Origin of the sequence: Streptococcus sp. A34, assembly GCF_043674115.1 — a bacterium.
Taxonomy (GTDB): domain Bacteria; phylum Bacillota; class Bacilli; order Lactobacillales; family Streptococcaceae; genus Streptococcus; species Streptococcus suis_V.
On the sequence record NZ_JBIMJM010000007.1, the window covers coordinates 1 to 20239 of the forward strand.

Sequence of the window (20239 nt, forward strand, 5' to 3'; positions counted from 1 at the left end):
TTTCTGGTAGAATGAGTGTTGGACATGTTCATCTGCTTTCTATACTGAGTTGGGGAATTCTAGTATATCAGACGAACTTGTCTTTTTTCTTGCACTTCATTTTACAACGCGGGGATTTATTTTACAGTATCTTGAACAAAATAGTTCCCAAACATTTTTTGTTAGTTGGAAACTTCGTGATTTTCCATTTCCTTCAGATGCTCTAATGGCTCCAGGAAGTATAATTTCCATACTATCGAACTATTATTGGCCAATTATTTTTATATTCTTAATATTAAGTGTATTTTGTTTTAAATATTTTGATACTTATTCAAGGCAGTTAATTGGTACAGTCATCATAATGTTTATTTTCTCATCAAACATTTTGCCATGGGGGATGCTACGCCAGACATTTTTATCAGTTTTCCAATATACGGAAAGATTGATTTATCTATTGCCAGTCTTTGTTTTAATGGCGATTATGAAAACTGCACCCCAAAAAATAGTTTTATTGGTGACAGTTTTGCAAGTGGGTATCTATCTTTATAGTTTTCCAATGAAATTTACATTTGATACTATTCCATATTCTGAACGGGGATACAAAGATAATGCAAAAAAGATAATGGATAATACTAATAGAGATGCCTATAATGCATTCTATAGTTCAACAGAAAAAACATATGATACCTCAGGCGATGAATATTTAAATATTGACATTGTACACGACAATATTAGGAATGGTACAATTAAGTTATTTGAATTTGACTCAGAGAAAGTTCAGATTACAAATATTCAGCATGGATACAATAGGCTGGATTTCGATATTGAATTATTAGAAGGTATAGGGGAGCAATTCGTAGTTATTCCTAGAATCTGGTACAAAGGCTATATTGCAAATTATTCACAGGGAGCGAACGGTACCCAACCGGAGCTTTCTTATGTAAAGAAATCATATTCAGAGGTTGCAGAAGCGGAGGCTCTGGGGAAGCCGGAAGCCACACATAAAGTTCTTTATGATGGTAGGGCTGTAATAAACGTTTCATCTAGTGGGCATGTTTCTATTCAATATAAAAAAACTACTGTACAATGGATTGGCTATGCAATCCAGATTCTATCCAGTCTTGCCATATTCTTTTATAGTTTAACCAATAAGAAGAGGTATAGAATTCATGAAAAAACTGACAATCATCGTCCCTTGCTATAATGAGGAAGAAACAATCCGTCCATTTCTAGCAGCTACCCAAGAAGTTGAAAAAGAATTGTCTAATGAGCTAATTTTTGAATATTTATTTGTTAATGATGGCTCTAAGGATGCGACTCTAAGAATCCTCAGAGAGGTTTCAAAGGATTTCGACAATGTTCATTATCTTTCTTTTTCGAGAAATTTTGGGAAAGAAGCAGGCCTTTTGGCTGGCTTAGAACACGCCAAGGGAGATTTCATTACGGTGATGGATGTGGACTTACAAGATCCGCCAGAATTACTCATCCAAATGTATGAGAAAATAAAGGGTGGTTGTGACGTTGTGGGAACTCGTCGTGCAGATCGCTCAGGTGAACCACCGATTCGCTCCTTTTTCTCGAAATTATTCTATAAATTAATTAATAAAGTTTCGGATACAGAGATGATCGATGGAGCCAGAGACTTTCGTCTGATGACAAGACAGGTAGTTGATAGTATCTTAGAACTTCAAGAAGTCAACCGTTTTTCAAAAGGATTATTTTCCTGGGTAGGGTTTGAAGTAGACTATATCAGTTATGAGAACAGGGAAAGAATCGCTGGTGAAACGTCATGGAGTTTTTGGAGTTTATTAAATTATTCTTTGGAGGGATTCATTAATTTTTCGGAGGCACCTTTAAATTTATCAGTCTGGGCTGGAATATCATCGTTCTTAATGTCGATTTTGGGTATTTTATTTGTTGTCGTTCGCAAAGTCACTATTGGTGGCAGTATCACAGGTTGGGCAAGCACCGTTTCAATTATATTATTTATTGGTGGAATTCAACTGTTAGCTATTGGGATAATAGGAAAATATATTGCAAAAATATTTTTAGAAACTAAAAAACGTCCCATATATATTATCAAGGAACAAAATTTATAGTATTTGTTGTACCTGTCAAAAACTAGCTCTCTTAGGTAATTTCAAAGTATATGTAATGAGAAAGAACTATTATTATTTACTTTCTCATTTTTTACATTTTCTTCCATTTATGATAAAATAATTTTAGAAACTGCCAGTATTTTTCGAATTAAGTAAGTAGTAGAACTAAATTCGGAGGATACTGATTTGTCAAAACGCCGCCACAAGATTAATCCCTTAGCTGATATTGTTGCTAAGAAAATTTTTAGCGACCATGAGATTACCATTGATTTTATCGAAACTTTTCTGGGCTTTCGCCCCCAGTCTGTTGAGATTTTGAATGGTACTATCGCAGACCTCAAGCGCGAACGGAAGGGATTTTTCAGCACCACAGTGGATATTCTGGCTCTCATGGAGGACCAGACCCAGGTCATTATCGAGATTCAGGTGGCCTACCAGAAGAACTTCATCAAGCGGCTCTGGACCTATTCTTGCCAGCATTTGGTTAAGGATTTGCCCAATGTTCGCAAGAAGGTTTACAAGACCCACGATATGTATGAAAAAATCATGCCGGTCTATTCGATAGCGCTTGTTGCCAGCCGTTATTTTGATGACAATCGTCCCATTCATTCTTTTATCATTACGGACAGTCAGACGGGCGAAGTACTGGAACAGCCCTTCGGTGAAACTGGACAGTACAAGAAACCGTTTGAAATGGTGATTATCGAGCTGAAAAAGTTCCGTGACAGCATGCTGGACGACAAACAACGACTCTGGCTGGAGTTTTTCTCCAACCGAGGCTTTAGCCAACGACCGACACCTATTATTGATAAGGCCGAGCAGTTGCTCGACAGAAATGCAATGACCAAGGAGGAAATAGACATGATAGACCAATGGAATCGCAATGCATCTAACCATTTTTGGGAAATTCATTCCGGTATTACCCGCCATGAAGAGGCTGTTCGTGAGAAAGCCTTGAAAGAGGGGATTGAACTTGGTATTGAGCAAGGAATTGAACAAGGAATCGAACAAGGGCAATTGAGTATGATCGGTCGTATGTTACAGCAAGGTCGTAGTCCTATGCAGATAGCTGACTTCGTTGGTTTGGACTTGAGTTTGGTTCAAAAACTTACTCAACAGCTGTCTTGAGATTACCATGACCAAGGAGGAAGTAGACATGATAGACCAGTGGAGCCGCAACGCATCCAACCATTTTTGGGAAATTCATTCAGGTATCACCCGCCATGAGGAGGCCGTGCGTGAAAAGGCTTTGCAGGAGGGGATTGAGCAAGGAATCGAACAGGGAGTTATCATCCGTAATATGGAGATTGAACAAAACCTTTTATCTATGGGAGTCCCAGTTGACCAGATGTCTCAAGGAACAGGTCTGTCCGTTGCCGATATTTTGAACTTGGCGACGAGTCACAGTTAATCTGAGCTGGCCAGGTGTGTTTCCCTTAACAACGTCATCCGTTCTGTAACACAATCGCAATCTCTTTGTAATAATTTTACACAATTTAAGGATTTTCCATAGGAAAATCCTCATTTTTGTGCTAAAATAGAAAAAGGAGGTATAAAATGATCCGACTATTTGGAAAATTAAGATACCATTGGCAACCGGATTTTGCGACCTCGATGATCTATTGGTCCCTGTCCTTGGTTCCTCTCTTTCTAGGGCTATCCCTCATTTTGGAGAGAAGTCGTCAGGTATTTATCATTTTTCTCTTGCTGTTTGCGACGATTGTCTTAGCGATTTTAGGCAGTCATCGGTACTTTCTCATTGAAGATGAAAATCTATATATCGCATCAGCAAATCTATTTAAGAATAAAAAAATTGACATTGCTTCCATCAGCAAGGTCAAGGTCAATTATTTATCTATCAGTATCTGTAGGAGAGATGAAGCCGAGGAGCTAACATTCTGCATGAGGAAGTGGCCTAAGAAATACTTCATCAATGCCTTAGCCCTTCATCCCAAATTTCAAGGCGAAATAGAGCTTGTCGACCATTTGGTCAAGCAGGATTATTTTGAAGTCTACTATTCAGATGAAGCGAAATCACTCCGCAAGAATAGCCTTGGTGGGGCATGATTTTGCAGCCAGGAGAGCCTGATTATCAGCTGGAATGCTTGTTTCTAAAGCCTCAGTATGGCTAAAAATAACGATACCGTCATCATCATAGTCAAACAAGGGCGAGTAGGTCTGACATAGACCACAGGCGATACATTTTTCAGGAATCAGTCTAATATTCATAGAATAATTGTAAACATAATAGGAAAAAAATACAAGGAGAAGCTATCAATGTCACAAGAACCATGGAATGATGAACTTTTTGAAGAAGAATTGGAAGAAGTTGAGGATGAGCAAGTGTCAGTAAGTCGTAGAAATCGAAAAGTAGGTATGATGGCGAGTAGTCGCTTGTTTACTATTTTAGCTTCAATCTTTGTTTTCTTCCTTTTGGCCATTATCATTTTGGCTATTTACCTGTCTACAGGTGGCAGTAATACTGACTCGACAGAAGGTTTTTATAATGCTGAAAATGCCCAGGTTGCAGCTTCGAGTTCATCTGAGCAAGATTCAAACGCAACTGAAACGACTGAGACTACAGAAGCAGCCACTGAGGAATCATCAACAGAGGCAAGCTCCGCTGCCGATTTGGTAGATCGTGGAGATGGTACAACCACAACTGTCCAACCTGGCGAAGGTCTTGCAAGTATTGCCAACCGAGCAGGGATTTCTATGGCTGAGTTGGAACGCTTGAATCCAGAAAAAATGGTGGGACCTGGTGGTACTTGGTGGGCCAACCCAGGAGATGTAGTACGTATTAGATAAGAGGAATTATGAAATCAATTCAAATCGCCATCGACGGACCTGCTTCGAGCGGAAAGTCGACTGTGGCAAAAATTATTGCGAAAAATTTTGGCTATACCTATTTGGACACTGGAGCTATGTATCGTGCCGTTACACTGTTAGCCCTGGAAAATAAACTGACAGCTGACAAGGTTGACGATATTTTAGCTCTCTTGGCTCAGCATCCGATTTCATTCGGCCGTTCGGAAGACGGCCAGCAACTGGTGTTCCTCGGTCAACGGGATGTCAGTCTAGCCATTCGTGATAACGACGTGACCAACAATGTTTCTTGGGTGGCAGCATTGGCTCCTATTCGTGAAAGATTGGTCGAACTCCAGCAAGAAATTGCCCAGGCAGGTGGCATTGTCATGGATGGTCGTGATATTGGCACAGTTGTTTTGCCTCAGGCAGAGTTGAAAATTTTTCTGATTGCTTCTGTTGAAGAGCGGGCCCTTCGCCGTTTTAAGGAAAATAAGGCGCGAGGCATTGAGACGGATTTGGAAACCTTGAAAGAGGAGATTGCGGCCCGTGACTTGAAAGATAGTACACGAGCAGTTTCACCACTCAAAGCAGCAGAAGATGCCATTACCTTTGATACAACTGGTGTTTCTATTGAAGGTGTTGTGCAATTTATTTCAGAAAAAGCGAAAGAAATCCTTGACAAGTAGTGTAGGACATGATAGAATGGTCGTATTGAGAAAAGCAGAAGTGAGAGCTTCTCGCCTTGCGACTAACGTTGTCTGGCCCTACGGATTAAGATTTCTTCGGAAAGAATAATGGTGTAGTGCGGACTTGTGTAGCAAGTCCGTTTCGTTTTTCTCGAAAAAAATAAAATGAGGTGAAAAGCCATAGCAAAGCAAGATTTGTTCATCAATGATGAAATTCGAGTGCGTGAAGTTCGTCTTATCGGTCTTGAGGGTGAACAGTTGGGAATCAAACCGCTCAATGAGGCTCAGGCCATCGCTGATCAGGCAAATGTGGATTTAGTATTGATTCAACCGCAAGCTAAACCGCCAGTTGCTAAAATTATGGACTACGGTAAGTTCAAATTTGAGTATCAGAAGAAACAGAAAGAACAACGCAAGAAACAAAGTGTTGTCACTGTCAAAGAAGTGCGTCTAAGTCCAGTTATTGACAAAGGGGATTTCGAGACGAAACTTCGTAATGCCCGTAAATTCCTTGAAAAAGGAAATAAGGTCAAGGTTTCGATCCGTTTCAAGGGTCGTATGATTACCCACAAAGAAGTTGGCGCGAAAGTATTAGCTGAGTTCGCCGAAGCAACCCAAGATATTGCCATTATCGAACAACGCGCTAAGATGGACGGTCGTCAAATGTTTATGCAGTTGGCCCCAGCTTCAGATAAAAAATAAGCTTTTTACGCTAAAAGGAGAATTAAAATGCCAAAACAAAAAACTCACCGCGCATCAGCTAAACGTTTTAAACGTACAGGTTCTGGTGGATTGAAACGCTTCCGCGCTTATACTTCACACCGTTTCCACGGTAAAACTAAAAAACAACGTCGTCACCTTCGTAAAGCAGGTATGGTACATGCTGGTGACTTTAAGCGTATCAAGTCAATGCTTACACAAATGCGCTAATCTCGCATCAGTATTGCATAATTACTATTTGAATTATTTGGAGGAAAATTAAATGGCACGTGTTAAAGGTGGCGTTGTTTCTCGTAAACGCCGTAAACGTATTTTAAAATTAGCTAAAGGTTACTACGGTGCTAAGCACCTCTTGTTCCGCACTGCGAAAGAACAAGTAATGAACTCTTACTACTATGCATACCGTGACCGCCGTCAGAAAAAACGTGATTTCCGTAAATTGTGGATCACTCGTATCAATGCGGCAGCTCGTATGAACGGTTTGTCATACTCACAATTGATGCACGGTTTGAAATTGGCTGAAATCGAAGTGAACCGTAAAATGCTTGCAGATATCGCAGTAAACGATGCAGCAGGTTTCACAGCTCTTGCAGACGCTGCAAAAGCAAAACTTGGTAAGTAATTATCAGGAGGCTTCCTTTTGGAAGTCTTTTTGTGTTTTAGTTTCTTTTAAGTTACATCGTTTATACTAGAGAGGTCAAGCTAGGAGTATAAGAACCTGCCTTCACAGCTCAGAACCTGAGCTAAGGATATTTTTCTGCCACTCATTGGTAGAACCTACAGTCACAGGTTAAATTCTCAGATTGCTACAAAAATCAGAGCAAATCTGAAAACTTCCTCTTTGCGACTATAGGTTCTAGTTTTTCACGAAATACAGTCAGTATTCCATCTCAAGCGGCCTTGATTAGCAAGAAACTATCCCTTATCGAAATGTATCGCACTTGTAACTACAGGTTCTAACATCTATTCGTGACCTGCTGTATTTAATAGTAGGAATTGTTGCTAGTTTGGCTTTTTCTAAATAGAAATATGAATGTGAAGATGTTATAATGAGTAAAAAAGGAGACGATATGATTAAAATATTGCTTGTTGAAGACGATCTAAGCCTATCTAATTCGGTGTTCGACTTTCTAGATGATTTTGCTGATGTTATGCAGGTTTTTGATGGCGATGAGGGCCTCTATGAGGCGGAATCAGGTGTCTATGATCTGATTCTCTTGGATCTGATGTTGCCAGAGAAGGATGGATTTCAGGTCTTAAAAGAAATCCGCGAAAAAGGAATTTCTACTCCAGTCTTGATTACGACGGCTAAAGAAAGCTTGGATGATAAGGGCCACGGTTTTGAATTGGGGGCGGATGATTACCTGACCAAGCCATTTTATCTAGAGGAGTTGAAGATGCGTATTCAGGCGCTTTTGAAGCGAGCTGGTAAATTCAATGATAATCAGCTAGAATTTGGCAATGTGACTGTTGATTTGTCTACCAATATGACCTATGTGGACGGCAGTGAAATTGAGTTACTAGGAAAAGAATTTGATTTACTGGTGTATTTCTTGCAAAACCAGAACGTTATTCTTCCTAAAACTCAAATTTTTGACCGTATTTGGGGCTTTGACAGCGATACGACCATCTCAGTAGTAGAGGTCTATGTTTCAAAAGTCCGAAAGAAATTAAAGGGAACGGTTTTCGCAGACCGCTTACAGACCTTGAGAAGTGTAGGGTATATTTTGAAAAATGATCAATAAGATGAGAAAGCTCACCAAGTCGGACAATTTTTCCTACTTTATCCGCTATTTTGCCGTATTTACGCTGATTTTCATATCCATGACGGCCATTATTTTTCAACTGATGCGGTCTACCATGTATCGTAGTACAGATATCCAGTTTGACAAAATCAAGCAACATCCTGACTTGGTTTTGAATTTTGCGGCAGCTAGGATGCTGAATCCAGATTCGGAAATTATTCTTCAGGACCAGAGCAATCAAGGTAATGCAAGTGCGAATACTCTCCCAGATGATACTGATGGTGGTCCCGGTGAGCCCATTCGTTTGGGAACCAATTTCCACGTACTCTTGTATAATTCTGCGGGTGAGCTAGTCAATTCTGATGTCTTCAGCGGTTTGTCTGAATTGGCTTTTGATAAGGAAAGTTTGAAAAATGTAAAGGAAGTCAGCGTCGAAGGGTCATTTGGTGACGATGATTTCCGTTATACCACCCTGGAGTTGCCGAGTGAGGTAATGGAAAAATATTCGTCGCTAGACTTGAAATACGCGACTATCTGTGTCAATGTCAGTCAGATTAAAATGTCTATTCAGACCTATGAGCGAACAGTGGCGATTGTCATGGTCTCCTTCTGGTTTATTTCGCTGTTTGCCAGTCTTTATTTAGCTCAACTCAGTATGCGGCCAATTTTGCTGAGCTATCAAAAGCAGAAGGATTTTGTGGAGAATGCTAGTCATGAGCTCAGGACACCACTGACTGTCCTACAGAATCGCCTAGAGGGGCTCTTCCGTCATCCCAATGCGACCATCATTGAATCCAGTGAAAGCATTGCCTCCAGTCTTGCTGAAGTGCGGAACATGCGGATTTTAACCAGTAATTTGCTGAATCTGGCTCGGCGAGATGATGGTTTCCAGATTGTGATGGATGATTTGGATCCACAATATCTCGAGGAAATCTTTGACAATTTTAACATTATCGCTGAAGAGAGTGGCAAGGATTTACTTGTTACGAATCATATTAAGCAGCCTATTCGGACAGATAAGGCCCTGCTAAAACAACTCCTGACCATTATTTTTGATAATGCCTTGAAATATACAGGAGACGATGGACAAATTAGCATTCAGGCAAGAGTAAAGGATAAATTTGCGTACTTTACAGTTGCGGACAATGGAATAGGAATTAGTCAGGATGATAAGACCAAGGTCTTCGATCGTTTTTATCGGGTAGATAAGGCTAGAACGCGACAAAAAGGTGGTTTTGGACTCGGCTTGTCCTTGGCTAAACAGATTAGTGATTCCTTGAAGGGGGAAATTTCAATTCATGATAACCAGCCAACAGGAACTATTTTTGAAATCAAGATACCGAGATAGGATTGGCAGCGCCAGTCCTATTTTTAAAATAAAAAAAGAAGTCTTGACGACTTCGATTTTATTACGCAAGTTTTGCTGCAAGACGTGCTTTGTCGCGGCTTGCTTTGTTTTTGTGAATCAAACCTTTAGTTTCTGCCTTATCGATTGCTGAGCTAGCAGCGCGGTAAAGCTCTTCAGATGGGTTAGCTTCAAATGCTTTGATTGCAGTACGCATAGCTGATTTTTGTGCTGAGTTTTTAGCGTTTTGTTTAACGTTCAATTCAGCGCGTTTGATAGCTGACTTAATGTTTGCCAATGGTTTCACCTCCACCCTTTCTTGTACTAACCATACCATTATATCTGAAAAGACTGGTTTTGACAAGTGTTATTTATTTTTTTAGATAAATTTTATCAATTTCATGGTTTTCAGCCTTGTGCAAGATAATATCCGCCCGATTGCGCGTCGGCTCGATGTATTTTTCGAGGTTGGCAAGGTTGATATTTTTCCAAGTATTTTGAGCGACTGCGATGATTTCTGGATAGGTGAGCCGGGTGTAACGATGGTAGTAGTTGCTAGGGTCATTTTTTGCAAGCTTCAGCAATTTTTGGAAGCGTTCTAAGTACCAGGTTTCGATATTCTCCACCTCGGCATCCACATAGATAGACACATCAAAATAATCGCTGACATAGAGTCGCTGGTTTTGAGGGTTCTGGAAGACATTGATTCCCTCGACAATTAGAAAATCAGGGACCTGAATTTTTTGACTTTTATCAGGGACAATATCGTAGGTTTCGTGAGAATAGACAGGAATTTCACAATTGATGCCATTTTTGATATTGTCTAAGAATCCAATCAGTTTTTCCATATCATAAGACTCAGGAAAGCCTTTTTTGTCCAATAGATTCATTTCCTCTAGGGTAGCATTGGGGTAAAGAAAACCGTCGGTGGTAACCAGTTCTACAGTTGAATGCTTGAAAGTGCGGGCAATCAAAATCTGGAGCAAGCGACTGGTAGTGGATTTGCCAACAGCAACACTTCCGGAAATACCGATGATAAATGGTTGAGACTTGATGGATTTCTGGAGGAAGAGACTCTTTGTAAAGGTTAAATCTTTTCTGGCCTTGCGATAGATGTGAATGAGGTTGACCAAGGGGAGGTAGACGTCTGATACCTCATGAAGTTGGATCTTATCATTGAAACTTTTGATGGAATTGAGTTCACTCTGAGTCAAGGGGATGATGGTTTTACGGTGAAGTTGCTGCCAGGTGGAGCGATCGATTTCTTCAAAATTTAAAAATTCATGTTTCATTTTGTTATCCTTGTTGTTGTGAGATGGTAAGAGTTAGAAAAACTCAATTGATTCAGATCAGTATACCTCTATCATTTTACCATTCATTCTAACATAGAATGTAAATTAAGTAAAACAAATTGAAAACGTTTTAATACTATGGTATAATGTAAGTATGTCTACAATGTATTTCGAAAATAATCCAGATTTAGCACATGATATTCATGAACTCCAAGTCCGTCTACTGGGACAGAATTTCAGTTTCCGAACTGATGCAGGTGTCTTTAGTAAGAAAATGGTTGATTATGGAAGTCAAGTGCTTTTAAACGCTCTTTCTATCGAAAATGAGGCGAGATTATTGGATGTAGGATGTGGCTACGGACCATTGGGGATTAGTTTGGCAAAGGTCTACCAACTGGAAGTCACAATGGTGGATATCAATAACCGTGCGATTGAATTGGCAAAATGGAACGCAGAAAAAAATGGAGTCCAAGCAACAATCTTTCAATCGGATCTCTATCAAGCAGTTCAAGGACAGTTTGATGCTGTTATTTCTAATCCACCGATTCGAGCAGGTAAAGCTGTAGTTCACCAGGTTATCACAGGAGCAAAAGAGCACTTGAAATCAGGTGGACGACTGACAATTGTTATCCAGAAAAAGCAGGGCGCACCAAGTGCCAAGACCAAGATGGAAGAAGTGTTTGGCAATTGTCAAATAAAGAAAAAGGATAAGGGATACTATATTTTAGAAAGTGTGAAAGAATGAGAGCAGTTGATTTAATTCAGAAAAAACGAGATGGTTTGGAATTGTCTTCTGAGGAAATTAAATGGTTGATTGAGGGCTACGTTGCTGGAACAGTGCCTGACTACCAAATGTCAGCCCTGGCGATGGCCATTTACTTTAAAGGCATGTCAACGCGAGAGATTTCTGATTTAACTATGAATATGGTAGCATCAGGTGACCAGATTGACTTATCTGCTATTCCTGGTATCAAGGTAGACAAGCACTCGACTGGTGGTGTGGGTGACAAGGTAACTTTGATTTTAGCTCCTTTGGTAGCTAGTTTTGAAGTGCCAGTTGCCAAGATGAGCGGACGCGGTTTGGGTCACACAGGTGGCACTCTGGACAAATTGGAGTCCATTAAAGGGTATCAGATTGAGGTGACTCAGGAAGACTTTATCAAGCAGGTTCAGGAGACGGGAGTTGCGGTTATTGGCCAATCAGATAATTTGGTCAAGGCTGATAAGTTGCTCTATGCTCTGCGCGATGTGACAGCGACGGTGGACATTATTCCCTTGATTGCAAGCTCGGTTATGTCTAAAAAGATTGCGGCTGGTGCAGATGCCATTCTCCTTGATGTCACGGTGGGCGAAGGTGCCTTCATGAAGACAGTAGAAGAGGCGCGTGTGCTGGCTCAGACCATGGTGGACCTTGGTAAGGCTGTCGGACGTAAGACTGTTGCAGTTTTGACAAATATGTCTCAGCCGGTGGGAACCAGCATTGGTAATCGCCTGGAAATCCTTGAGGCCTTGGAAATTTTACAAGGCAAGGGTAGGGAAGACGTGACAGAGTTTATCTGTGAATTGGCTCAAATCATGTTGGGACTTGCTGATGTTGAAAAGACGGTTGCGGAAGTTCGTCAGCATATTGAAAATGGAGCTGCCCTTAAGAAATTTGAGGAAATGGTTCAGGCTCAAGGAGGCGATTTAGAAGACCTCTACCGTCCGGCAAATGTTTCCCACAAGGTGGACGTATTGGCAGAGCGAGATGGCTATATTGTTGGTTTGCCAGCTCTAGAATTTGGTCTATTTGCCATGAAACTAGGAGCAGGTCGAGCGGTAAAAACAGATGAACTGGACTATGAGACTGGTATTGTTTTCCACAAAAAAGTGGGGGATGCAGTCGAAAAAGATCAGCCGATTGCAACCATCTATGCAAATGAAAATATTTCGGAAAATATGCTTACAAATTTCCAAAAAAATGTTAAAATAGATGATGTAAGTGTAAATACGAAGGAAATCATTGAAATCATTTCTTAATGTACGGAGAAAACTTATGAAATTAAATAAATATATCGACCATACCATTTTGAAACCTGAATCAACTGAGCAACAGGTTGCAAAGATTATCGAAGAGGCAAAAGAATACGACTTTGCTAGCGTCTGTGTTAATCCAACTTGGGTTGCCTACGCTGCAAAGAGGTTAGCTGGAACGGAGGTCAAGGTTTGTACAGTGATTGGTTTTCCTCTGGGAGCTAACACGCCAGCTGTCAAGGCTTTTGAGACCAAGGATGCGATTGCAAATGGTGCAGACGAGATTGATATGGTCATCAATATTGGTGCCCTCAAATCTCAGAACTATGACCTAGTATTGGAAGATATACAGGCGGTTGTGGAAGCCAGTGGCGATAAATTGGTCAAAGTCATTATCGAAACCTGTCTTTTGACCGATGAGGAAAAGGTAAAGGCTTGTCAATTGTCTCAAGAGGCCGGTGCTGATTTTGTTAAGACTTCTACTGGATTTTCTACAGGTGGTGCGACGGTGGTTGATGTTGCCTTGATGCGCCAAACAGTAGGACCAGATATGGGTGTCAAAGCATCTGGTGGTGCGCGTACCTATGAGGACGCCCTTGCCTTTATCGAAGCTGGTGCAACCCGTATTGGTGCATCTTCAGGTGTAGCGATTATGAACGGAGCTGTAGCAGATGGCGACTACTGAGTTGATAAAATTATCTGAGGAAGTGAGTAAGAAAGCCTACGTTCCCTATTCTCATTTTCCAATTGGAGCTGTCTTGGTTGCCAAGGATGGGCAAGTCTTTACAGGTGTTAACATTGAAAACGCCAGCTTTGGCTTGACCAACTGTGGCGAACGAACAGCTATTTTCAAAGCTGTTTCAGAGGGCGTCTTGGATTTTTCTGAGCTGATTGTTTATGGTCAGACAGAGAAACCAGTTTCACCATGTGGTGCTTGTCGCCAGGTCATGGCTGAATTTTTTGATAAGGATTTAAAGGTAACACTTGTTGCCAAAGATCTATCGACAGTCGAGATGACAGTCGGGGAATTACTTCCATATTCTTTTACAGACCTGAACTAGTCTGTAAGACAGTCGTTAGACTGTAGTATCATCACCGCAACGAAAGTTGCAAAAAGAATTTTTTAGGAGGGTTCAGAAATGAACAAGAAACTTGTCGGATTTGGTCTAGCTACTGTTGCAGCTCTTACATTGGCTGCCTGTGGAAGCCGTACTGCAAACAAAGAAGCAGCCTCAACAGACTCATCAGAAATATCAGTTAAGCCAATGATCGTAACAGACATCGGTGGTGTTGATGACCGTTCATTTAACCAGTCAGCTTGGGAAGGTTTGACTGCTTGGGGTGACGAAAATGGTTTGTCAAAAGGTAGCGGCTATGACTACATTCAATCACAAAGTGAATCAGACTACGTAACAAACCTTGACTCAGCTGTTGCTGGTGGTTACAACCTTGTATTCGGTATTGGTTTCGCCTTGGAAACTGCGATTGCTGAAGCAGCTCCAAATAACCCAGAAACTCACTTTGTAATCGTTGACTCAGTTGTTCCAGATCAAGAGAACGTAGTCAGCGTTGGATTTGCAGACCACCAAGCTTCTTACTTGGCAGGTGTTGCAGCTGCTAAATCTACTAAAACAAACCACGTTGGTTTCATCGGTGGTATGGAAGGTGTCGTTATCGACCGCTTTGAAGCTGGTTTCGTAGCTGGTGCTAAGTCTGTAAACCCAGACATCAAAATCACAATCGATTATGCAGGTTCATTCGGTGATGCTGCTAAAGGTCAAACAATCGCTGCTGCTCAATACGCTGCAGGGGCAGACATTATCTTCCACGCATCTGGTGGTACTGGTAATGGTGTATTTGCTGCTGCTAAAGCTGAAAACGAAACTCGTGATGAAGCAGATAAAGTTTGGGTAATCGGTGTTGACCGTGACCAATCTGCTGAAGGTGTTTACACTTCTAAAGACGGTAAAGAATCTAACTTCGTATTGGCATCAACCATCAAAGAAGTTGGTACTTCAGTTAAAGACATCACTGAAAAAGCAGTTAAAGGTGATTTCCCTGGTGGTACAGTTGTTCAATTCTCACTTGCTGACAAAGGTGTAGAATTGGCTGAAACAAACCTTTCTGAAGATGCTTCTAAAGCTGTCGCAGACGCTAAACAAGCAATCTTGGATGGTAAAGTTGAAGTTCCAGAAACACCAGAAAAATAAGCTGAATAATGTTAGTTTTCCGAAGTGGCGGCCTATCGGTCGCCCTTTTCGGAGCTGAGATTTTTCTCAGTAAAGCCTATCAAATGGTGGTAGGTTTTACTGACAAAAATGGTACAATAGTTATGTGAAAACGATTTTTCGTTTAGCGATTGTAGTCAGAAAGGAAATAGATTATGACTAAGGATTATGTCATTGAGATGCGCGAAATCACCAAAATTTTTGGTGAGTTTGTTGCGAATGACCACATCAATTTGAATGTCAGACGTGGTGAAATCCATGCCCTGCTCGGTGAGAATGGTGCCGGTAAATCAACATTGATGAACATGCTGGCTGGTCTCTTGGAACCGACTAGCGGTGAAATTGTTATCAATGGTCAATCAGTTAACATTGATTCACCTTCTAGGGCAGCCCACTTGGGTATCGGGATGGTTCACCAGCACTTTATGTTGGTGGATGCCTTTACAGTTGCGGAAAATATTATCCTCGGTAGCGAGACAACCAAGGGCGGTGTGATCGACCTCAAGAAGGCTATTGTTGAGATTAAAGAGCTTTCCCAGAAATATGGTTTGGAAGTTGACCCAACTGCCAAGGTTGCGGATATTTCGGTCGGTGCTCAACAGCGTGTTGAAATCTTGAAAACTCTCTATCGCGGAGCTGACTTGCTCATTTTCGACGAACCTACGGCTGTTTTGACTCCCGCGGAAATTGCAGAGCTCTTGAAGATTATGAAGACCCTGGTTTCAGAAGGCAAATCCATCATCTTGATTACCCATAAGCTGGATGAGATTCGTGCGGTTGCTGATACGGTAACGGTTATCCGTCGTGGTAAATCAATCGAGACAGTTCCTGTCGGAGATGCAACCAACCAAGACTTGGCTGAGTGGATGGTAGGCCGTTCTGTTTCCTTTAAAACAGAGAAAATTCCTGCCAATCCAAAAGAAGTCATTTTGTCTATTAAGGATCTGGTTGTTAATGAGAACCGTGGAATTCCAGCTGTTAAGGGCTTGAATTTGGAAGTCCGTGCTGGCGAAGTCGTCGGTATCGCAGGTATCGATGGAAATGGTCAGAGTGAGCTCATTCAGGCCATTACAGGTCTCCGTAAGGTCAAATCTGGTTCTATCAAGATTAAGGGTGAAGAAGTGGTTGGTAAGACCCCTCGTAAGATTACAGAGATGCAGGTCAGCCACGTACCAGAAGACCGTCACCGCGATGGTTTGGTCCTTCCAATGACGGTAGCCGAAAATATTTCTCTACAGACCTACTACAAAGAACCCGTTTCTAAGAATGGTATTTTGAACTACAACGTTATCAATGAAAAAGCCCGTCAATTGATGCAAGAATTCGATGTTCGCGGCGCCAGTGAATTGGTACCTGCCAAGGCACTTTCTGGTGGTAACCAGCAGAAAGCTATTATCGCTCGTGAAGTGGACCGTAATCCTGATCTCTTGATTGTTAGCCAACCGACCCGTGGTTTGGACGTTGGTGCCATTGAATACATCCGTAAGCGTCTCATTGCCGAGCGTGATAAAGGGAAAGCTGTTTTGGTTGTCAGCTTTGAATTGGATGAAATCTTGGATGTTTCAGACCGTATTGCAGTTATCCATGATGGTGTCATCCACGGTATCGTTGACCCTGCTAAGACCAACAAGCAAGAGCTCGGTGTGTTGATGGCAGGTGGTCACATTGAGAAAGGAGAAGAACATGCTTAAGAAATATCAAAATCTGATCCTTCCTTTACTTGCTGTTGTGAGCGGTCTTGTATTGGGATCAATTGTCATGTTGATTTTTGGCTATGACCCAATCTGGGGCTATGAGGAATTGTTCTACTCAGCCTTCGGTACTATCAAGTCTGTCGGTGAAATTTTCCGTGCTATGGCACCGCTGATTTTCACTGCCCTTGGTTTTGCGGTGGCGAGTCGTGCTGGTTTCTTCAACGTCGGTTTGTCAGGTCAAGCTTATGTGGGCTGGATTTTTGCAGGCTGGTTTGCCTTGGCTAATCCAGATTTACCTCGTCCAGTCTTGATTTTGGCAACGGTAATCATTGCTATGTTAGCTGGTGGTATTGCTGGAGCCATTCCTGGTGTTCTCCGTGCCTATCTGGGAACCAGTGAGGTCATCGTGACCATCATGATGAACTACATCTTACTCTATTCTGGGAACTACATTATCCGTGATATTTTCTCAGATGATTTGATGAAAAATACGGACTCGTCTATCAACGTTTCGGCCAATGCTTCCTATCAAACAGAGTGGTTGCGGGCTTTGACAGACAATTCGCGTATGAATATCGGTATCTTCTTTGCCATTATCGCTGTTATTGTTATCTGGTTCCTCTTGACCAAGACGACACTTGGTTTTGAAATCCGTTCGGTTGGTATCAACCCGACAGCGTCTGATTATGCAGGTATGTCGGCAAAACGGACTATCATCTTGTCTATGATTATTTCAGGAGCACTTGCTGGCCTGGGTGGAGCTATCCAAGGTTTGGGTACCTTCCAGAATGTCTATATTCAAAGTGGTAACCTGGATATTGGTTTCAACGGTATGTCTGTTGCTCTTCTAGCAACTAACTCACCGCTTGGTATTCCATTTGCGGCCTTCCTCTTCGGTGCCCTATCTGTAGGTGCTCCAGGTATGGTTCGTGCTCAGATTCCACCAGAATTGATCAACGTTGTAACAGCGTCTATCATCTTCTTCATCGGTGTGAAATTTATCTTTGAGCAGTTACTCAACTCAAAAAAGAAAGCGAAAGGGGTAAAATAAGATGAACTTGACTATTTTAACGCTACTCATTTCGCAAATGCTGATTTATTCAGCGCCATTGATTTTCACCAGTCTAGGTGGTGTGTTCTCTGAGCGTGGTGGTATTGTCAACGTCGGTCTGGAAGGGATCATGGTTATTGGTGCCTTTGCTGGAGTTGTCTTCAATATTGAATTTGCTGAGACCTTTGGTAAAGCTACCCCACTATTAGCAGTGATTGTTGGTGGTTTGGCTGGAGTTATCTTTGCAGCAATCCATGCCATGGCGACCATTAACTTCCGCGCGGACCACGTCGTGTCAGGAACGGTACTCAACCTATTAGCACCAGCTCTCGGTGTCTTCCTGGTTAAGGTTATTTACAATAAAGGTCAGACAGATAGTATTCGTCAATCATTTGGTAAATTCTCCTTCCCAGTGTTGGCAGATATTCCGGTCTTGGGGGACCTCTTCTTCAAGAACACCAGTTTGATGGGCTATGTCGCGATTGCAACAGCCTTCCTATCTTGGTTTGTCCTGTATAAAACGAAATTCGGTTTGCGTCTCCGTTCAGTTGGTGAGCACCCACAAGCGGCTGATACACTGGGGATTAACGTTTATGCTATGCGTTACGCGGGTGTATTGATTGCCGGTTTCCTTGGCGGTGTTGGAGGAGCAGTAAGTGCTCAATCGGTAAACATCAATTTTTCAGCGACAACCATCGTTGGTTCAGGTTTCATTGCCCTGGCCGCTGTTATCTTTGGTAAATGGAATCCGCTTGGTGCTATGTTAGCCAGTCTCTTCTTTGGTTTGTCACAAAGTTTGGCGGTTATCGGTAGCCAGTTGCCAGGCTTGAAAGATATTCCGACCGTTTACCTGCAAATTGCACCTTACTTGATTACCGTTATTGCCCTGTCTGCCTTCTTTGGTAAAGCTGTGGCACCAAAAGCCGACGGTATCAACTATATCAAATCAAAATAGCTATACAACAAGAACCCTCAGCATTTGTTGGGGGTTCTGCCTTTTGAAAGGAGATTTATGCGTCGGTTAGTACTAAATATTGCCATGAGTTTAGACGGCTACATCGCCAGAACGGATGGTTCTTACGATTGGATACAAGGGCATGGAACAACTGACTATGATACGAGCCTGCAGTTTGATAATGAAGCTTTTTTCAAATCGTGTGATACGGTTATTATGGGCAGAAAATCACTAGAAGATTGTCCTCTGGAAATGATTGCCGGATATGAGGAGAAGGAGTTTATCATTGCTAGTCGCCATCAACAGCCCAGCTATGACAATGTCCGCTTTGTTTCAAATATTGTTGATGTAATCAAAAAGTTGAAAGGAGAAGATGGTTCAGATATCTGGTTGTTTGGTGGCGCTCAACTCGTTCAAATTTGTCTTAAGGAAAGATTGATTGATCATTTTATTATCGGGATTATACCAACTATTTTAGGAAATGGCATTCGTCTCTTTGATTTTTTAGCAGAAGAGCAGACATTGACTTTGGTCGAATCAACTGTGACAGATGGCATCGCCATGCTCCGTTATGACGTGCGAGATAAATAAAAGATGAGCTAAATCAACTCATCTTTTTTATCTTAGTTTTTGATTGCAGCTGCGATTTCAGGGTTAGCAAATGCGTCGTCCATGATATCTTTCAACTGTTTTGCAGAAGCTTGCATTTTTTGCAATTCAGCTTCGTTCAATGGGATGTTTACTGGACGAACGATACCATGTGCGCCGATGATAGCTGGTTGACCGATGAAGACATCTTCAACACCTTCGTATTGACCAGCTTGGTAAACTGACAATGGAAGTACAGCATTTTCATCATCAAAGATTGCTTTAGTGATACGGGCAAGGGCAACACCGATACCGTAGTAAGTAGCACCTTTTTTGTTGATGATTGAGTAAGCAGCATCACGAACGGATACAAACAAGTCAACAAGACCTTGCTCATCGATATCGCGGTTGTCTTGCAACCAGTCGTACAATTTCACACCAGCAACGTTAGCGTGTGACCACACAGCGAACTCAGAGTCACCGTGCTCACCCATGATGTAGGCGTGGACGGAACGAGCGTCGATACCAATCTTATCAGCCAATGCTTGACGGAAACGAGCTGAGTCAAGTGAAGTACCTGAACCGATAACGCGCTCTTTAGGGAAGCCTGAGAATTTCCAAGTTGAGTAAGTCAAGATATCAACTGGGTTAGCAGCGACGAGGAAGATACCGTCGAAACCAGACTTAACGATTTCAGAAACGATTTGTTGGTTGATACGGAGGTTTTTCTCTACCAATTCAAGGCGAGTTTCACCTGGTTTTTGTGGCAAACCTGCTGTCAAGACAACAAGGTCAGCATCGTGAGCATCAGAGTACTCAGCAGAATAAATTTTCTTTGGTGAAGTGAAGGCCAAAGCGTGGCTCAAATCTTCCGCGTCACCTTGTGTACGGTCCTTATTGATATCAATGATACCCAATTCTTGACCAATACCTTGGTTGACAAGGGCATAAGCATAAGCTGAACCTACGGCACCATCACCGACAAGGATCACTTTTTTGTGTTGTTTAGTTGCAGTCATCTTCTAAACATCTCCTT

General features: G+C 41.8%; 25 protein-coding genes and 1 other annotated feature. Of the genes, 21 read left to right on the forward strand and 4 right to left on the reverse strand.

The genetic code is table 11. The annotated features are described in order from the left end of the window. The first annotated feature begins 340 nt into the window (after positions 1 to 340). From ACHBGV_RS03350 to ACHBGV_RS03370, 5 genes are all read left to right on the forward strand, one after another. The gene (locus ACHBGV_RS03350) at positions 341 to 1183 is read left to right on the forward strand and encodes a hypothetical protein (RefSeq protein WP_394735637.1); all 843 of its coding nucleotides are present in this window, start codon (positions 341 to 343) and stop codon (positions 1181 to 1183) included. Next, a complete protein-coding gene (locus tag ACHBGV_RS03355; RefSeq protein WP_172080043.1) occupies positions 1149 to 2078 on the forward strand; it encodes a glycosyltransferase family 2 protein in 930 nt (309 codons plus the stop codon). Before ACHBGV_RS03350 ends, ACHBGV_RS03355 begins: the two co-directional genes overlap by 35 nt. Before the next feature lie 186 nt (positions 2079 to 2264). Then, positions 2265 to 3206 (forward strand): Rpn family recombination-promoting nuclease/putative transposase, encoded by a 942-nt coding sequence (locus ACHBGV_RS03360; protein ID WP_105161123.1) that lies wholly within the window; start codon positions 2265 to 2267, stop codon positions 3204 to 3206. A 28-nt stretch (positions 3207 to 3234) separates the two neighbouring features. Further along, positions 3235 to 3489, forward strand: coding sequence for a hypothetical protein (locus ACHBGV_RS03365; protein ID WP_170239173.1), 255 nt, complete (start codon positions 3235 to 3237; stop codon positions 3487 to 3489). A gap of 146 nt (positions 3490 to 3635) precedes the next feature. Continuing rightward, positions 3636 to 4145: an EbsA family protein gene (locus ACHBGV_RS03370; protein ID WP_172067252.1), complete on the forward strand. Its 510-nt coding sequence runs from the start codon at positions 3636 to 3638 to the stop codon at positions 4143 to 4145. On the opposite strand, the gene ACHBGV_RS03375 is transcribed toward ACHBGV_RS03370, so the two are convergent. Next, positions 4113 to 4307: a ferredoxin gene (locus tag ACHBGV_RS03375; RefSeq protein WP_105110914.1), complete on the reverse strand. Its 195-nt coding sequence runs from the start codon at positions 4305 to 4307 to the stop codon at positions 4113 to 4115. The two genes, ACHBGV_RS03370 and ACHBGV_RS03375, sit on opposite strands and share 33 nt — an antisense overlap. Positions 4308 to 4355: 48 nt before the next feature. Here ACHBGV_RS03375 and ACHBGV_RS03380 point away from each other — a divergent pair, with 48 nt between their 5' ends. The 7 genes from ACHBGV_RS03380 (at position 4356) to ACHBGV_RS03410 (ending at position 9385) form a co-directional block, all read left to right on the forward strand. After that, positions 4356 to 4886, forward strand: a complete 531-nt coding sequence (locus ACHBGV_RS03380; RefSeq protein WP_172021670.1) for an SAG1386/EF1546 family surface-associated protein — start codon at positions 4356 to 4358, stop codon at positions 4884 to 4886. 8 nt (positions 4887 to 4894) lie between these two features. Further along, positions 4895 to 5572 (forward strand): (d)CMP kinase, encoded by a 678-nt coding sequence (gene cmk / locus ACHBGV_RS03385; RefSeq protein WP_125265821.1) that lies wholly within the window; start codon positions 4895 to 4897, stop codon positions 5570 to 5572. A 26-nt stretch (positions 5573 to 5598) separates the two neighbouring features. Next, positions 5599 to 5727, forward strand: a sequence feature (ribosomal protein L20 leader region). 40 nt (positions 5728 to 5767) lie between these two features. Beyond that, a complete protein-coding gene (infC, locus tag ACHBGV_RS03390; protein WP_105110911.1) occupies positions 5768 to 6274 on the forward strand; it encodes a translation initiation factor IF-3 in 507 nt (168 codons plus the stop codon). Between the two features lie 27 nt (positions 6275 to 6301). Further along, positions 6302 to 6502 carry a 50S ribosomal protein L35 gene (rpmI, locus tag ACHBGV_RS03395; RefSeq protein WP_024375714.1) on the forward strand — a complete coding sequence of 67 codons (201 nt, stop codon included), beginning with the start codon at positions 6302 to 6304 and terminating at the stop codon, positions 6500 to 6502. A 52-nt stretch (positions 6503 to 6554) separates the two neighbouring features. Beyond that, positions 6555 to 6914, forward strand: coding sequence for a 50S ribosomal protein L20 (gene rplT, locus ACHBGV_RS03400; protein WP_105110910.1), 360 nt, complete (start codon positions 6555 to 6557; stop codon positions 6912 to 6914). Positions 6915 to 7362: 448 nt separating this feature from the next. Continuing rightward, the gene (locus tag ACHBGV_RS03405; RefSeq protein WP_105122580.1) at positions 7363 to 8037 is read left to right on the forward strand and encodes a response regulator transcription factor; all 675 of its coding nucleotides are present in this window, start codon (positions 7363 to 7365) and stop codon (positions 8035 to 8037) included. Further along, entirely contained in the window at positions 8027 to 9385 is a 1359-nt protein-coding gene (locus tag ACHBGV_RS03410; RefSeq protein ID WP_394735638.1) for a sensor histidine kinase, read from the forward strand. Before ACHBGV_RS03405 ends, ACHBGV_RS03410 begins: the two co-directional genes overlap by 11 nt. Positions 9386 to 9446: 61 nt before the next feature. Here ACHBGV_RS03410 and rpsT read toward each other — a convergent pair whose 3' ends face one another. Beyond that, entirely contained in the window at positions 9447 to 9695 is a 249-nt protein-coding gene (gene rpsT / locus ACHBGV_RS03415) for a 30S ribosomal protein S20 (protein WP_170239180.1), read from the reverse strand. A gap of 58 nt (positions 9696 to 9753) precedes the next feature. After that, positions 9754 to 10674 (reverse strand): type I pantothenate kinase, encoded by a 921-nt coding sequence (coaA, locus tag ACHBGV_RS03420; RefSeq protein ID WP_394735639.1) that lies wholly within the window; start codon positions 10672 to 10674, stop codon positions 9754 to 9756. Positions 10675 to 10828: 154 nt separating this feature from the next. On the opposite strand from coaA, the gene ACHBGV_RS03425 reads away from it, so the two are divergent. The 9 genes from ACHBGV_RS03425 (at position 10829) to ACHBGV_RS03465 (ending at position 19206) form a co-directional block, all read left to right on the forward strand. Next, complete coding sequence (locus tag ACHBGV_RS03425) at positions 10829 to 11419, forward strand: class I SAM-dependent methyltransferase (RefSeq protein ID WP_105122583.1); 591 nt, start codon at positions 10829 to 10831, stop codon at positions 11417 to 11419. Beyond that, a complete protein-coding gene (locus ACHBGV_RS03430; RefSeq protein WP_394735640.1) occupies positions 11416 to 12693 on the forward strand; it encodes a pyrimidine-nucleoside phosphorylase in 1278 nt (425 codons plus the stop codon). Before ACHBGV_RS03425 ends, ACHBGV_RS03430 begins: the two co-directional genes overlap by 4 nt. A 16-nt stretch (positions 12694 to 12709) precedes the next feature. Then, positions 12710 to 13372, forward strand: a complete 663-nt coding sequence (deoC, locus tag ACHBGV_RS03435; RefSeq protein WP_394718062.1) for a deoxyribose-phosphate aldolase — start codon at positions 12710 to 12712, stop codon at positions 13370 to 13372. Further along, a complete protein-coding gene (locus ACHBGV_RS03440; RefSeq protein ID WP_105122586.1) occupies positions 13359 to 13748 on the forward strand; it encodes a cytidine deaminase in 390 nt (129 codons plus the stop codon). The genes deoC and ACHBGV_RS03440 overlap by 14 nt, the downstream gene beginning before the upstream one ends. 78 nt (positions 13749 to 13826) lie before the next feature. Then, complete coding sequence (locus ACHBGV_RS03445) at positions 13827 to 14897, forward strand: BMP family ABC transporter substrate-binding protein (protein WP_172095278.1); 1071 nt, start codon at positions 13827 to 13829, stop codon at positions 14895 to 14897. A 173-nt stretch (positions 14898 to 15070) separates the two neighbouring features. Next, positions 15071 to 16606: an ATP-binding cassette domain-containing protein gene (locus ACHBGV_RS03450; protein WP_172063185.1), complete on the forward strand. Its 1536-nt coding sequence runs from the start codon at positions 15071 to 15073 to the stop codon at positions 16604 to 16606. Then, positions 16599 to 17660, forward strand: coding sequence for an ABC transporter permease (locus ACHBGV_RS03455; protein WP_105110900.1), 1062 nt, complete (start codon positions 16599 to 16601; stop codon positions 17658 to 17660). Before ACHBGV_RS03450 ends, ACHBGV_RS03455 begins: the two co-directional genes overlap by 8 nt. Position 17661: 1 nt before the next feature. Continuing rightward, positions 17662 to 18615, forward strand: a complete 954-nt coding sequence (locus tag ACHBGV_RS03460) for an ABC transporter permease (protein WP_105110899.1) — start codon at positions 17662 to 17664, stop codon at positions 18613 to 18615. Between the two features lie 57 nt (positions 18616 to 18672). Next, positions 18673 to 19206 carry a dihydrofolate reductase family protein gene (locus ACHBGV_RS03465; protein ID WP_105110898.1) on the forward strand — a complete coding sequence of 178 codons (534 nt, stop codon included), beginning with the start codon at positions 18673 to 18675 and terminating at the stop codon, positions 19204 to 19206. A 32-nt stretch (positions 19207 to 19238) separates the two neighbouring features. Here ACHBGV_RS03465 and ACHBGV_RS03470 read toward each other — a convergent pair whose 3' ends face one another. Then, a complete protein-coding gene (locus ACHBGV_RS03470) occupies positions 19239 to 20222 on the reverse strand; it encodes an L-lactate dehydrogenase (RefSeq protein WP_105110897.1) in 984 nt (327 codons plus the stop codon). Positions 20223 to 20239 lie beyond the last annotated feature (17 nt).